We start from the raw sequence: 12,240 nt of genomic DNA on the forward strand, positions 1-12,240 counted from the left end.
GCCGGCTTACGCTTGGCTTTGATCGTCGAAGATCTGCCGGACGATGTAGTTCGGGGAGGCATCGTCACGATAATAGGTGCGTGCGATCATTTCCGCCAGAATGCCGGTGGTGATCATCTGCACCGACGAAAGGAGGAGAACGACCCCGACCATCAGCATGGGTCTGGTGCCGATATCGTTGCCCAGGATGAACTTGTCGAAGCCGAGATAGAGCAGGATCAACATGGCAACCGCGCCAAGACCGAGACCGAGCGAGCCGAAGAAGTGGCCGGGCCGCGCCTTGTAGCGCATGAAGAACATGACAGACAGCAGGTCGAGGATGACGCGGAAGGTGCGCGAAATGCCGTACTTTGAAACGCCGTGCTCGCGAGCATGGTGGGTGACGGCCATCTCGCCGATCCGCGAGCTCGGAACAACGCCGGCGACCCACGCCGGGATGAAGCGGTGCATTTCGCCCATCAGCTTCACCTGCTTGATGATCGAGGCACGGTAGATCTTCAGGCTGCAGCCGTAATCATGCAGCTTGACGCCGGTGATGCGGCCGATCAGGTAGTTGGCGCACCAGGACGGGATCTTGCGCAGGAACAGGCCGTCCTTGCGGTTCTTGCGCCAGCCGACCAGGAGGTCGAGTTGGCGCCGCTCCAGCTCGGAGACCATCGAAGGGATATCCTTCGGGTCGTTCTGCAGATCGCCGTCCATCGTCGCGATCAGCCGGCCGCGGGCGGTATCGATGCCGGCCTGCATGGCGGCGGTCTGGCCGAAATTACGCTGCAGCTCGACGATCCTGAGCGCCAGGCCCTCGCGTCCGACGAATTTGCGGGCGTTGACGAGCGTCGCATCCGTGCTGCCGTCGTCGACGAGGATCAGTTCCCAGTGATGAGGATACTCGGCCATCGCCGCAACGATGCGCTCGACCAGCGGGCCGACGCTTTCCTCTTCGTTGAAAACGGGCACGACCAGCGACAGCTCGAGCGATTGTACCGGATCATTCGTGCCGCGAATGGGCTCTAGCGTTGTCTGCAACTTTGCATCTCCAAAAGGCCGGGCGGCCTTGCAATCTTACTGCCGCCACCGCGCTTGCGGAAGCCTACTACATGAAGTGTCCGGCCGTTGCCAGCGGGCAATGCCGCTTTCCCCGCAATCGGCCGACTTGCCGCAACCCTACTTCGCGCCGCCTTCCACCCAGGAATAACCAATCGAGAACGTATGTTTGCCGTCACCGAAAAGATAGGGAAGGGTCAGCGTCTTCACCTCCTGCAGATGAATACCCGATTTCACGAGATCATCGGCAAAGTCGGGAGAAATGGTGGGGTCATTTGCGGTTTCTCCGCGCCAGACAACGAGCACCGGACCCTTCGCAGCCGCATATTCGGGAACTCCGGGCCCTGGAAAGAATGGGATCACGACGGGAACGTCGGGGAATTCCAGCTTCATGTTGCCGGCCACGAACTTGGTTCCCGCCACGATGAGAACCGGCTTGCGGGTCGCGGTCAGTTCGGCCACGTAGCCGGAGAAGGGCACGTTCGTTCTCGTATAAACGCCGGTATATTGCATGGCGACGATCCTGAGCAGAAGGATCGCCAGGATGACGACCATGAAGACCGGCACCACTGGCCGGAAGCGTGCCAGGCCGGCGGAAAGATCGAAGCTCGCGGTTTCGAGCTTCAGGAGCAGATAAATCAGCAGGACGAGCAGGCACGGGTCGAGCCAGCGCTCGTGGATATCGCTCGCGCCGGCGAAGACGACAACGCCGGCGAAGGCGATCAGGCTGACGATCATCATCCGCTCGATGACCCGGATCATCGGACTGGACGCGGAAAACGCACGGAAGAAATCCAGTCGGAAGGCTGCTGCGAAGAGAACGATCGGCAATGCGACGAAGCCGAGGACGGCGATTGCGAGGGACAACAGCCCCTGTCCGATACGGGGAAGGCCAGCGGCGGCCTCGTGCTCGGCGGTCATCCGCTCCATGGTCGGGGCCGAAGCGCTGACGAGGTTATCGGGCAGCCAGAGCGCATGCGGCAGAATGATCAGCATGGCGATTGCGAATGCCGGCAGCAGACGCCAGTCCAACAGCCGGCTGCGCCACTTTCGGTCCACCAGGACTGCGACGAAGGCGGCAAACGGCAGGATGGCGAAATTGTATTTGGAGATGAGGCCGATGCCGGTGGCGATGCCGACGACGAGATAGCTCCCGATCGTCGGCTGACGAAGTGTGCGGAAAAAGCCGAAGAGGAAGAGCGAGGTCGCAAACAGCAGGGCAACGGTGTGGGTCAGTTCGCGCTGCGCCATCAGGCCAACCTGTGGCAGGGTAATCAGGCTCAGCATGGCGATAGGCGGGAGCAGACGGCTCTTCAGCACCTCGCGGGCGGCCAGCCCATAGAAAAGATAACAGCCGAAGAGGATGATGTTCTTCGGAACCGAGAGCGCCCACATCGTGATCCCGGTCACCGAAACGATGGCGTATTGGATCCAGTTGTAGAAGGGCGGCTGCGAGCCGTAGCCGGCCAAGAGATATTGCGAGTAGAACGATTGTTCCGCCTCGTCGAGATCGAGCGTATGGGGCAATGCGATGCGGAGCACGATGTTCAGCAGGAAATAGACTGCCAGAAAAATGCTCGCGCTCCTGATGTTTCTGGTAATGCGCTCCAACATCGATCTCCAAGTCAAGCCGGCAAGGCGCCGTGATTTGTCGGTCTGCCGCCGCGGTTGTCGGCCTTGAAGCGATCTCGCCGCCCGTGGCTTCAACTCCGCCGTTGTGCCCAACCTTCATTTCTCCTAAAACGCCTGGCAATGGAGCCGAGGCTCATGCCGACGCCAAGCGAGGAATGCCTACTACATGAAGAGTTCGATCGTTGAAAGCCAGCAATCCTGGTTTATGCGCAATCGCATGACGGCGCTGACGGTCGCAATTGTCGCAGCCTATGCGCTCTTCGTGCAATGGTTCTGGGGTTGGCCCGTCATCATCAGCCAATGGGCCGATGTCGGGGCAGGCCCGGTGATCGGTGCGCTCGTGGCGTTGACGAGCACCTATTTCCTGCGCACCTGGCGCATCTACGATTATTTTCCCAAGGAAACGGCGGGCCGGTTCGCAATCCTCTTCCGCGTCACGCAGATCCACAATCTCCTGAATATCATGCTGCCCTTCCGCACCGGCGAGACCAGCTTTCCGTTGTTGATGCGCACCGAGTTCGGCATCCCGCTGGCCCGCGGAACCTCGGCGCTCCTGGTCATGCGGCTGCTCGATCTGCACGCGCTCCTGGCGGCGGCCGGTATCGGCTTTGCGCTCGCTGCGGCCGATGCGCTTGTCGCGTGGTCGCTTTGGTCAGGCTTCCTGCTGCTGCCGGTCGCGGCCTTCGCTGCACGCAAGCCGCTTCTGCGGGTCGCCGCGAGGCTGTTGCCGGAAAAGGCGCAGAAATTCGTCGTCGAAATCGAAAACGGTCTGCCGCTCGATGCCGCCGCCTTTGCGCGCGCCTGGGCGATGACCATCGTCAACTGGCTGGTGAAGGTGATCGTGCTCGCATGGGCGCTCGGCCTGATGGGCGTGCTGCCGATGGCGGCAAGCTTCGGCGGCGCGCTCGGGGGTGAACTCTCCTCTGTCCTGCCGGTGCACGCGCCGGGCGGCGTCGGCACCTATCCGGCCGGCATCACCGCCGGTGCCATTGCGCTCGGAGCATCGGGTGAGCGGATGGCTCTGGCCGCGCTGGCGCAGGCAAGCGTCAACGCGCATCTCTTGATCATCGTTTCGGCGCTGACGGGCACCGCGATCTCACTGCCGCTCGGGCGCCGCGGCAAGCTCTGAAATCCGTTTCCGCAGAAATGCCTGCTCCGGCTCCTGCCGACAAAGCGACAGCGCCGTCTGATAGGCGGCGATCGCCTCTTCGGTGCGGCCGAGCCTGCGCAGGAAATCGGCGCGCGCCGAATGGGCGAGGTGATAGGCCGTGAGCTCCTGGCGGCCCAGAATGGCATCGATCAGATCCAGTCCCTTTGCCGGCCCGTCCGCCATAGCGATCGCCACGGCGCGGTTGAGTTCCGCGATCGGCGATGGCTGCGCCGCCAGCAGCAGATCGTAATAGAAGGCGATCCGCCGCCAGTCGGTCTCATCGGCCGTCGGCGCCCTGGCATGCTCGGCAGCGATCGCCGCCTGCACCGTATAGGCGCCGATCTCTGCCGCCCGCATCGCCTCGGCGAGCAGCGCCAGGCCTTCCGCGATTTTCACACGGTCCCAGAGCGAACGGTCCTGGTCGGCGAGCAGCACCAGCGATCCCTGCTGGTTGCTGCGTGCCAGGCGGCGGGAATCCTGCAGCAGCATCAGCGCCAGCAGCCCACGGGCGTCAGGATGCGGCAGCAGCGCCAGAAGCAACCGCGCCAGCCGTATCGCCTCGGCGGTCAGGTCGGCGCGGACCACATCCCCGCCTGATGAGGCGGAATAGCCCTCGTTAAAGACGAGATAGATGACGTGCAGCACCTGATCGAGCCGCTGAGGCAGTGCGTCGCGGCCCGGCACTTCGTAGGGGATATTCGCGGCCCGTATCCTGTTCTTGGCGCGCACGATCCGCTGGGCGACCGTCGGCGCCGAAACGAGAAACGCATGGGCGATCTCTTCGGTGCTCAATCCGCAGATTTCCCGAAGCGCCATCGCCGTCTGGGCATCGGAGGGGATAGCGGGATGACAGCAGGTGAAGATCAGCCGCAGCATGTCGTCCTCGATCGCTTCCATATCGCCGATCTCCGTTTCGTCGACGCTGTAGAGGCTGTCCTCGATGTGCTGCTGCGAGGCATCGAATCGCGCTCGCCGCCGAATGGTGTCGATCGCCTTGAAACGTCCGGTCGAGACGAGCCAAGCGAACGGGTTAGCGGGGATGCCATCCGTCGGCCATGTCCGGGCGGCCGCGGCAAAGGCATCCTGAAGCGCTTCCTCCGCCCGATCGAAATCCCCGAGCAGGCGGATCAGCGTCGCCAGCACCCGGCGCGACTGGGTTCGATAAATCTCTTCGATCACGCTCTCCAGAGGCGCTCCTCCTCACTGCGGCGCGGTGAGGGTCCGCACGGGCCTGAGCTCGACCGCGCCGAAACGCGCCGAAGGGATCCGTCCGGCAATCTCTTTCGCCTTTACGAGATCTGGCGCCTCGATGACGTAGAAGCCGGCGAGGTGTTCCTTCGTCTCGACATAGGGCCCATCGGTGGCGGAGAGCGTATTGTTTCGAACGCGCAGCACCGTCGCCTGGTCAGGCATCTCCAAGGCATCGGAATGGATCAGGATGCCATCGCGGCGAAGCTCCTCATCGAAAGCGAAATGCGCTTTGATGAGTTCACCGGTTTCATCAGGCGTCAGCCTGCCATCCGTGTCGGCGCTGTTATAAATCATGCAGATATAACGCATGGCTATTTCCCATCCTGGATGGCGTAAGTCGGGCGCACTTCGATTGAGGAATATTTGAGGATCGGAAAGCTCGACGCGATCGTCTTCGCCTCCTCGATATTTTCTGCCTCGATCAGCACAAAACCGCCGAGATGCTCCTTGATTTCGGCAAATGGGCCATCGGTCGCTGAGACTTCGCCATTGCGCAGGCGGACCGTGATCGCTGTTGACGGTTCATGCAAGGCGAGCGCCACCTGCAGATGGCCGCTCTCGCGCCAGCGATTGTCGCTGATGATGCACTCCTGTGTGAGCGCATCCCATTCGGTCTGAGGGACCAGCTTGCTTTTTTCGGTGTCGAACCAGATCTGGCATAGAAATTTCATCGGTTTGTCCTCATTGAGCTGCGAATTCGTGGATTGGCCGCACCTCGATCGCGCCCAGTTTGGCGAGTGGAATGCCGGCGGCAACGCGGATCGCGTCGTTAAGGTCCTTCGCCTCAATCAGAATGAAGCCGCCGAGCGCTTCCTTAGTCTCGGCGAATGGGCCATCCGTCACCGACGTCTCGCCGCTGCGCACCCGAACCGTCACCGCCGAGGTTGGCGGCTGCAGCGCCTGGGCGACGATCATGTGCCCGCTTTCGACGAGGTCCCTGTCGTAGTGCAGTGAATTTGCGTCGAGTTCGGCCTTCTCCTCTTTGGTCATGGCGTCGAGTATCGCGCCATCGAACCAGACTTGGCAGAGATATTTCATCGCGGGGCAGCCTCCTTGCAGGGTTTCAATACCTCTGGACGAATGGGGTGCGGGCATTTCGACAGCGTCAGGACAAATCTTTTGTGCCGGTCACCTGTCGAAATCGCAAGATAGCGCTCGACAAGGCTTCGTTGAAACCTGTCGAGGAGAATGGCAATGAGTATTCTTGAAATCGCGCTGGCAAGCCAGATATGGGCGCGCCGCCATGAGAAGCGCGGGCTGGCATTCGATGAAAGCGGTGGGCTGAAGGCCCTTCTGCGCGTCGCTTTTGTCTTCGTCGCCTTCACCCTGTTGATTGCAGGGCTGAACATTGCCGCCGGCAGACCGCAAATGCTTGCGCAGAGTTCGGCGCCTGTTGCGACCGGCCGGTGAAGAAAAGGCCTATTGGAAGGCCGTCTCGAAGAAGCTGCGCAGTTTGCGCGAATGCAGCGCTTCCGGCGGCATGGCCGCAAGCTTCTGGACGGCACGGATACCGATCTGCAAATGCTGGTTCACCTGCGTGCGGTAAAAGGCCGTCGCCATACCAGGCAGCTTCAACTCGCCGTGTAGCGGCTTGTCGGAGACGCAGAGCAGCGTGCCGTAGGGCACGCGGAAGCGGAAGCCGTTGGCGGCGATCGTTGCCGATTCCATGTCGAGCGCGATCGCGCGCGCTTGGGAAAGCCGCTTCACCGGCCCGCGCTGATCGCGCAGTTCCCAGTTGCGGTTGTCGATCGTGCCGACGGTGCCGGTGCGCATGATGCGCTTCAACTCGAAACCCTCGTAACCGGTGATTTCGGCCACGGCCGCTTCCAGTGCCACCTGCACTTCGGCGAGCGCGGGAATCGGCACCCAGACCGGCAGGTCGTCGTCGAGAACATGGTCCTCGCGCATATAGGCATGGGCGAGAACGTAATCGCCTAGCCGCTGGCTGTTGCGCAGGCCGGCGCAATGGCCGAGCATCAGCCAGGCATGCGGGCGCAGCACGGCGACGTGGTCGGTGATCGTCTTGGCGTTGGAGGGGCCGACGCCGATATTGATCATGGTGATCCCGGCATGACCCTTCTTCTTCAAATGGTAGGCCGGCATCTGCGGCAGGCGGGCAAGTGTCGCATCCGTTTCCGGCGCGCTCGAGCCGGGCAGGGTGACGATGTTGCCGGGCTCGACGAAGGCGGTGTAACCGTCGCCGCCCTCCGCCATCAGCTTGCGCGCCCAGCTGCAGAATTCGTCGATATAGAACTGGTAGTTGGTAAACAGCACGAAATTCTGGAAATGCTCGGCATGCGTCGCCGTATAATGCGACAGCCGGGCCAGCGAATAGTCGATGCGCTGCGCGGTGAATGGCGCAAGCGGCGAGGGCTCGCCCGGCGGCGGGATATATTCGCCGTTGGCGATCTCGTCGTCGGTGGTGTTGAGGTCGGGCGTGTCGAAGATATCGCGCATTGGAACATCGACAAAGGCTGAGGCCGATGCTTCCACATGCGCGCCCTCGCCGAAGGCGAAGTGCAGCGGGATCGGCGTCGACGATTCCGAGACGACGATCGGAACATTGTGGCTCCTAATCAACAGTGACAGTTGCTGCTTCAGATAATGCTTGAAGAGCTTCGGCCGGGTGATCGTCGTCGTGTAGATGCCTGGCGCCGTGACGTGGCCGTAGGAGAGGCGCGAGTCGACATGGCCGAAGCTCGTCGTCTCGATGCTGACCTGCGGATAGAAGGCGCGGTAGCGCGAGGCGATCGGAGCGCCTTGGGCAAGCTCGGCGAAGTTTTTGATCAGGAACGCCGTATTGCGTTCGTAAAGCGCTGTCAGCGTCTCGACGGCCTTGGCGGGATCATCGAAACTCTCGGGCTGGAAAGGGGGCGGAGAGGAAATGTCGAGGGGCGACAGGGGGGAGATTCGTTTGTTCATGACGCATTATAGAGAGTTGTCTTTGACAAGCAAACGACGCCGCGCCGGCGGAATCCGATTTTTTCTCTTAAGAGTCTGATGTCAGTCACCGCACCGTCGGTGCGCAGAAAGTTCCGCTTCTCTCCAGGCAGGTATAGCTCGCGCCGAAATGCGACTGCGTGCCGCCGCCGCCATTGTGCACGACGACCGCCGAAAATGTGACGGCGAAGATCGCCGCGAACAGAGTGATGATTGTGAAACGTCTTGCCAGAATATAGAAGTTCATCCCGGACCCCCAATACGCAACTTAACCGTGACATGAGTTTTGCCACACCTCGGCTGAACGAGTGCTGAGATGCCGGTTCATCCGCCGTTCAGCTTGCGGGGCGGGGTCTGGCGATTGCAATGAGGATCGGCAAGCCTGGAAGACGTCGAGGCATACCGGCATTTCGGCCGGCATGATTACGTTTTTGGATGATTGTTGCGTCGGCCTTATCGCGTCAGAGCCGTGTCCAGGTCTGCGTCTTGCAGAGGATCTTCATCACGCAGCCCTGCATCTTCAGTGAATTGCCGGAAATCTTTCCTGAGCCGCTATAGGTCTTGTCGGCGGCTGGGTCGGTGATCTCGCCGGCATAGCTGCCGCCGGTCCCGGCAAATGTGCCGATCTTGCGGCCGGTATATTTGCCGGTTTTCAGCGTCACGCAAAAGCTCCCGCCGCAGGCGGCAATCACCGCCGTTTCGCCGGAGGCCGTCTTCCAATTGCCGACGATAGGTTCCTCGGCATAGGCTGTCCCCGCGATCACGGCGATAGCGCCGGCAAGAACGAGACTGCGGATCATCTTTTCCTCCCTGATGTCTTCTGACCGGTCGCGAAAATAACTGACGCGAACGTAAAGGTAAATAGAGCCGGCTGTCCGTTCGCCGCTCGCTGAATGCAGCCGAAGGCCGACCATAGAACTTTTAAACCCGTCGCCTGCTGATTTCATGATGAACGATCTGTTTATTTCCAAATCTGAATCTTTTGTAAAATTTGAGCGAAAAGGCCTAGGTCACAGGGAATCCGATGTTTAACAAAAACCCAATTTTACCAAGCGTTTGCAGTTTGTTTGTCTCAAATTAATCATGCATTTTAGGCGTTTTTTGAAAGCCATTTGGCATAGTCAAGTCATCAGACGAGCGGGGCAAGCCCGCCGGACCGGAAGGGCCGCAAAGCCGCGATAGACGGCAGGGCCCGAAGGTAAAACAGGGTAAGTCGTAAACAGGCTAACAGGGATAAAACCGATGGCACGCTTTGAAATGCACAATGCTGAAACGGCCACCATGGGTGGCGACAACAACAGCGCCGATGTCTTCTGCGAAATGGGTCTGATGTATGCGACCGGCCGCGGCTGCGCCGTCGATCTCATTGCCGCCCACAAGTGGTTGAACATCGCCGCGATCAAGGGCAACGACCGCGCCGCCGAGCTTCGCGCCGACGTGGCCGCCGCCATGAACAAGATGCAGCTCGTGGAAGCACTGCGCGCTGCCCGCGAATGGATGACGGTGCACTGACGCATCGACCGAAAATCTGAAGCCGTTTCAGACGGAACGATACGTCAGCTCGACGTGTTGGAGCGCCGCCTGTCCAAAAGGACGCACGGCGCTTTAACAGATGTTTTCCAAGCTGTCGGTATTGGCGTGCCTCGGACGTCCTTCGTTAGACGAGGCAAGACCTGGTCGATTGCAACGACACCTTGGAGATCAAAACATGGCGCTCAAGCGAATGGACAACGTGGGAATCGCCGTCGAAGACCTCGGAGAGGCGATTGATTTCTTTGGCGAACTCGGCCTCGAATTCGAAGGGAGGGCCACGGTCGAAGGCGAATGGGCCGGACGTATCACCGGACTGGGCGATCAGCGCGTCGAGATTGCCATGATGCGCACGCCGGATGGCCACAGCCGGCTCGAGCTCTCCCGCTTCCTGGCCCCGCCTGTCATCGCAGATCACCGGAACGCACCGGTCAACGCCCTCGGCTACCTCCGCGTCATGTTCGCAGTGGATGACATCGACGAGACGCTTGAAAGGCTCCGCAGGCGCGGCGCGCAGCTCGTAGGAGAGGTCGTTCAGTATAAGGATGCATATCGGCTCTGCTACATCCGCGGACCTGAGGGGATTCTGATCGGCCTCGCCCAGGAACTCAGCTGAACGCAACACCCAGACAAATGGCGAAGACCGACCGATGTCGGCGAGCGGACAGGAATGACAGCTCAGGCGAGTGTCTTCAAGACCTGCGGCAGCGCTTCCTCGAACAGCGCCATATCAGCCTCAGGCCCGACGCTGACGCGGATGCAGCGATTGAGCGGCGCGACACCCGGCATGCGGATGAAGACGCCATGCTCGATAAGGCCATCGACGATCGCCCGCGCATAGGCGCCGTCGTGGCCGGTATCGATCGCCACGAAGTTCGTCGCCGACGCCAGCGGCTCAAGACCGTTCGCCCGGGCAATGCGGCCGATCCGCTCCCGCGCAGCATGGATCTTCCCGATCACTTCGGCCAGATAGGCCTGGTCCTTGAGCGCGGCCAACGCTGCGGCGGTCGCCAGCCGATTCATGCCGAAATGATTGCGGATCTTGTCGAAGGCCTGTGCCGTGCCTGAGGTCGAGATCACGTAGCCGGTGCGTGAGCCGGCAAGCCCATAGGCCTTGGAAAAGGTGCGGGTGCGGACGATGTTCGGCAGATTGATGAGCGAAGCGATCGACGGCAGCGAATTTGCCGGCCCCGTTTCGCTGTAGGCTTCGTCCAGCACCATCATCGTGGTCTCGGGCAGCGCCCGGGCGAAAGCGACGATGCTGTCGGCGTCCCACCAGCTTCCCATCGGATTGTCGGGATTGGCGAAATAGACGAGGGGCGCTTTCTCGCGCCTGACGGCATCGAGCAGCCCGTCGAGATCCTCGCGGTCGTTTGCGTAGGGGACGGTCACCAGGCGGCCGCCAAAACCGGCGACATGGAAATTGAATGTCGGATAGGCGCCGAGCGAGGTAACAACGGACGCCCCCGGCTCTATCACCAGCCGGACGATCTGGCCGAGCAATTCGTCAATGCCGCCGGCGATGGCGATATTGGCGGACGTCACACCGAGATGCGCGCCAAGCGCTTCCCGCAGCGCGAAATTTTCCGGGTCGTTGTATTTCCAGATGTCGCGTGCCTCTTCGCGCATCGCGGCAAGCACGGAAGGGGCCGGGCCGAAGCCGTTCTCATTGGCGCCGATGCGCGCCAGAACGGCACGTCCGCGCTGGCGTTCGATGGCCTCAGGGCCGACGAAGGGAACTGTGGAGGGCAGGGCGCTGATGAGGGGCGTGAAGCGCGAGAAGGCGGACATGCGAAAGCGGTTTCCCGGACATGTTGAGATCAGGCGCAACAATAGGCCCGGGCACGGCCAAGGCAAGCAAGATTATTCCGCAACCACAGCAGCCCGGCGCGCCTGTTCAAACGCGGCAGGGACGGCGTAGCGCTTTGAATCGCCGCCAAATTTCGCCTTCGATCGACGACTTATGCGAGACTGGCCGCCGGCCTTGTCTCCCGAAACATCGGCGCACGCCGGGCGTCGATCGCTTCCATATTGCCGACAAGGAAATCGGCGCGCACGACGCGGCGCAGAACCTCGGGGTCCAGGAGGTTGATGAACCTCACGCCGATGCGTTCCTTATTGCGGTAGACCTCGGCACAGCCGATCCGATAGGCTAGTCCGAGAATGTTGAGATAATAATGTTTCGGCAGACCGGCGGTGGTCGAGACGATGAACGTCGCACCGCCCTGCGATATGTCGATGATCTCGGCGCTTCGCATCGAGAATCCGGTGAGGCACGGCCGGACGGCGACGATACGGGCCGGGCGCTTGACGTTGAACTCTTCCCAGCGCAGGTCGTAAATGGCGGATTTGACCGTTGCAAGGTGTGTGGCGCGGAGCATAGTCATCTTACATTCTCCGTCAGGCAGGGCACAATTGGGGGTTCTTGCTCTGGAGCAAGCTGATCTTGCTTCAGCCACGGTCACATGAATGTTTTGCACATTCGTCAAATATAAAAAGACAATTTTAACGAGTTCAAATTTTGTTTCCATGCGGTACGCCGAATGTTCAGAATCGGAACGCAGGCTCTCCCGCCAAAATGCATTACGGATTGTTCCCCGACCGATTTCGGCGCAGTTTTCTCGAACTCTTTCAATGGTCGGGCGTTCTGCCTAAAGCATGTCGCGCAAAAGTGTCAGCGGTTTGCGATAACGACA

The 12,240-nt window shown here is 60.9% G+C and carries 15 protein-coding genes; 4 read left to right on the plus strand and 11 right to left on the minus strand.

All coding sequences use genetic code 11. From position 1 onward, the window contains the following. Positions 1 to 6: 6 nt before the first annotated feature. Both HJC00_RS28875 and HJC00_RS28880 read right to left on the minus strand, forming a co-directional pair. A complete protein-coding gene (locus tag HJC00_RS28875) occupies positions 7 to 1,023 on the minus strand; it encodes a glycosyltransferase family 2 protein (protein ID WP_221165021.1) in 1,017 nt (338 codons plus the stop codon). 138 nt (positions 1,024 to 1,161) lie between these two features. Beyond that, positions 1,162 to 2,655 (minus strand): glycosyltransferase family 39 protein, encoded by a 1,494-nt coding sequence (locus HJC00_RS28880; RefSeq protein ID WP_221147741.1) that lies wholly within the window; start codon positions 2,653 to 2,655, stop codon positions 1,162 to 1,164. A gap of 184 nt (positions 2,656 to 2,839) precedes the next feature. On the opposite strand from HJC00_RS28880, the gene HJC00_RS28885 reads away from it, so the two are divergent. After that, positions 2,840 to 3,802 (plus strand): lysylphosphatidylglycerol synthase domain-containing protein, encoded by a 963-nt coding sequence (locus HJC00_RS28885; protein ID WP_221147740.1) that lies wholly within the window; start codon positions 2,840 to 2,842, stop codon positions 3,800 to 3,802. Here HJC00_RS28885 and HJC00_RS28890 read toward each other — a convergent pair. The 4 genes from HJC00_RS28890 to HJC00_RS28905 are packed head-to-tail and all read right to left on the minus strand — an operon-like array spanning position 3,770 to position 6,112. Then, on the minus strand, positions 3,770 to 5,011 hold the full coding sequence (locus HJC00_RS28890) for an RNA polymerase sigma factor (protein ID WP_210631664.1): 1,242 nt from the start codon (positions 5,009 to 5,011) through the stop codon (positions 3,770 to 3,772). The two genes, HJC00_RS28885 and HJC00_RS28890, sit on opposite strands and share 33 nt — an antisense overlap. A 12-nt stretch (positions 5,012 to 5,023) precedes the next feature. After that, positions 5,024 to 5,383, minus strand: coding sequence for a YciI family protein (locus tag HJC00_RS28895; RefSeq protein ID WP_210628543.1), 360 nt, complete (start codon positions 5,381 to 5,383; stop codon positions 5,024 to 5,026). A gap of 2 nt (positions 5,384 to 5,385) precedes the next feature. Further along, the gene (locus tag HJC00_RS28900) at positions 5,386 to 5,745 is read right to left on the minus strand and encodes a YciI family protein (RefSeq protein WP_210628542.1); all 360 of its coding nucleotides are present in this window, start codon (positions 5,743 to 5,745) and stop codon (positions 5,386 to 5,388) included. Positions 5,746 to 5,755: 10 nt separating this feature from the next. Further along, the gene (locus tag HJC00_RS28905; protein WP_210628541.1) at positions 5,756 to 6,112 is read right to left on the minus strand and encodes a YciI family protein; all 357 of its coding nucleotides are present in this window, start codon (positions 6,110 to 6,112) and stop codon (positions 5,756 to 5,758) included. A 156-nt stretch (positions 6,113 to 6,268) separates the two neighbouring features. On the opposite strand from HJC00_RS28905, the gene HJC00_RS28910 reads away from it, so the two are divergent. Beyond that, a complete protein-coding gene (locus tag HJC00_RS28910; protein ID WP_210628540.1) occupies positions 6,269 to 6,484 on the plus strand; it encodes a hypothetical protein in 216 nt (71 codons plus the stop codon). 9 nt (positions 6,485 to 6,493) lie between these two features. Here the strand turns inward: HJC00_RS28910 and HJC00_RS28915 are convergent, their stop codons facing one another. From HJC00_RS28915 to HJC00_RS28925, 3 genes are all read right to left on the minus strand, one after another. Beyond that, entirely contained in the window at positions 6,494 to 7,996 is a 1,503-nt protein-coding gene (locus HJC00_RS28915; RefSeq protein WP_221147739.1) for an AMP nucleosidase, read from the minus strand. Between the two features lie 85 nt (positions 7,997 to 8,081). Next, positions 8,082 to 8,261 carry a hypothetical protein gene (locus tag HJC00_RS28920; RefSeq protein WP_064809967.1) on the minus strand — a complete coding sequence of 60 codons (180 nt, stop codon included), beginning with the start codon at positions 8,259 to 8,261 and terminating at the stop codon, positions 8,082 to 8,084. Positions 8,262 to 8,475: 214 nt separating this feature from the next. Beyond that, entirely contained in the window at positions 8,476 to 8,814 is a 339-nt protein-coding gene (locus tag HJC00_RS28925) for a DUF2147 domain-containing protein (protein WP_221147738.1), read from the minus strand. Between the two features lie 442 nt (positions 8,815 to 9,256). Between HJC00_RS28925 and HJC00_RS28930 the strand changes: the two genes are divergently transcribed. Both HJC00_RS28930 and HJC00_RS28935 read left to right on the plus strand, forming a co-directional pair. After that, positions 9,257 to 9,526 carry a sel1 repeat family protein gene (locus HJC00_RS28930; protein WP_210628537.1) on the plus strand — a complete coding sequence of 90 codons (270 nt, stop codon included), beginning with the start codon at positions 9,257 to 9,259 and terminating at the stop codon, positions 9,524 to 9,526. 196 nt (positions 9,527 to 9,722) lie between these two features. Continuing rightward, the gene (locus tag HJC00_RS28935) at positions 9,723 to 10,160 is read left to right on the plus strand and encodes a VOC family protein (RefSeq protein WP_221165022.1); all 438 of its coding nucleotides are present in this window, start codon (positions 9,723 to 9,725) and stop codon (positions 10,158 to 10,160) included. 62 nt (positions 10,161 to 10,222) lie between these two features. On the opposite strand, the gene HJC00_RS28940 is transcribed toward HJC00_RS28935, so the two are convergent. Both HJC00_RS28940 and HJC00_RS28945 read right to left on the minus strand, forming a co-directional pair. Beyond that, complete coding sequence (locus HJC00_RS28940) at positions 10,223 to 11,335, minus strand: pyridoxal phosphate-dependent aminotransferase (protein ID WP_221147736.1); 1,113 nt, start codon at positions 11,333 to 11,335, stop codon at positions 10,223 to 10,225. 170 nt (positions 11,336 to 11,505) lie between these two features. Next, complete coding sequence (locus HJC00_RS28945) at positions 11,506 to 11,931, minus strand: PilZ domain-containing protein (RefSeq protein ID WP_221165023.1); 426 nt, start codon at positions 11,929 to 11,931, stop codon at positions 11,506 to 11,508. Between the last annotated feature and the right edge of the window lie 309 nt (positions 11,932 to 12,240).

It is taken from the genome of Rhizobium sp. NLR22b, from assembly GCF_019685295.1.
GTDB lineage: Bacteria > Pseudomonadota > Alphaproteobacteria > Rhizobiales > Rhizobiaceae > Rhizobium.

Excerpts from the sequence above, each read along its gene's own strand:
- HJC00_RS28880 (WP_221147741.1), bottom strand. The coding sequence starts at position 2,655 with ATGTTGGAGCGCATTACCAGAAACATCAGGAGCGCGAGCATTTTTCTG.
- HJC00_RS28885 (WP_221147740.1), top strand. The coding sequence starts at position 2,840 with ATGAAGAGTTCGATCGTTGAAAGCCAGCAATCCTGGTTTATGCGCAAT.
- HJC00_RS28895 (WP_210628543.1), bottom strand. The coding sequence starts at position 5,383 with ATGCGTTATATCTGCATGATTTATAACAGCGCCGACACGGATGGCAGG.
- HJC00_RS28900 (WP_210628542.1), bottom strand. The coding sequence starts at position 5,745 with ATGAAATTTCTATGCCAGATCTGGTTCGACACCGAAAAAAGCAAGCTG.
- HJC00_RS28905 (WP_210628541.1), bottom strand. The coding sequence starts at position 6,112 with ATGAAATATCTCTGCCAAGTCTGGTTCGATGGCGCGATACTCGACGCC.
- HJC00_RS28910 (WP_210628540.1), top strand. The coding sequence starts at position 6,269 with ATGAGTATTCTTGAAATCGCGCTGGCAAGCCAGATATGGGCGCGCCGC.
- HJC00_RS28915 (WP_221147739.1), bottom strand. The coding sequence starts at position 7,996 with ATGAACAAACGAATCTCCCCCCTGTCGCCCCTCGACATTTCCTCTCCG.
- HJC00_RS28920 (WP_064809967.1), bottom strand. The coding sequence starts at position 8,261 with ATGAACTTCTATATTCTGGCAAGACGTTTCACAATCATCACTCTGTTC.
- HJC00_RS28925 (WP_221147738.1), bottom strand. The coding sequence starts at position 8,814 with ATGATCCGCAGTCTCGTTCTTGCCGGCGCTATCGCCGTGATCGCGGGG.
- HJC00_RS28930 (WP_210628537.1), top strand. The coding sequence starts at position 9,257 with ATGGCACGCTTTGAAATGCACAATGCTGAAACGGCCACCATGGGTGGC.
- HJC00_RS28935 (WP_221165022.1), top strand. The coding sequence starts at position 9,723 with ATGGCGCTCAAGCGAATGGACAACGTGGGAATCGCCGTCGAAGACCTC.
- HJC00_RS28940 (WP_221147736.1), bottom strand. The coding sequence starts at position 11,335 with ATGTCCGCCTTCTCGCGCTTCACGCCCCTCATCAGCGCCCTGCCCTCC.
- HJC00_RS28945 (WP_221165023.1), bottom strand. The coding sequence starts at position 11,931 with ATGACTATGCTCCGCGCCACACACCTTGCAACGGTCAAATCCGCCATT.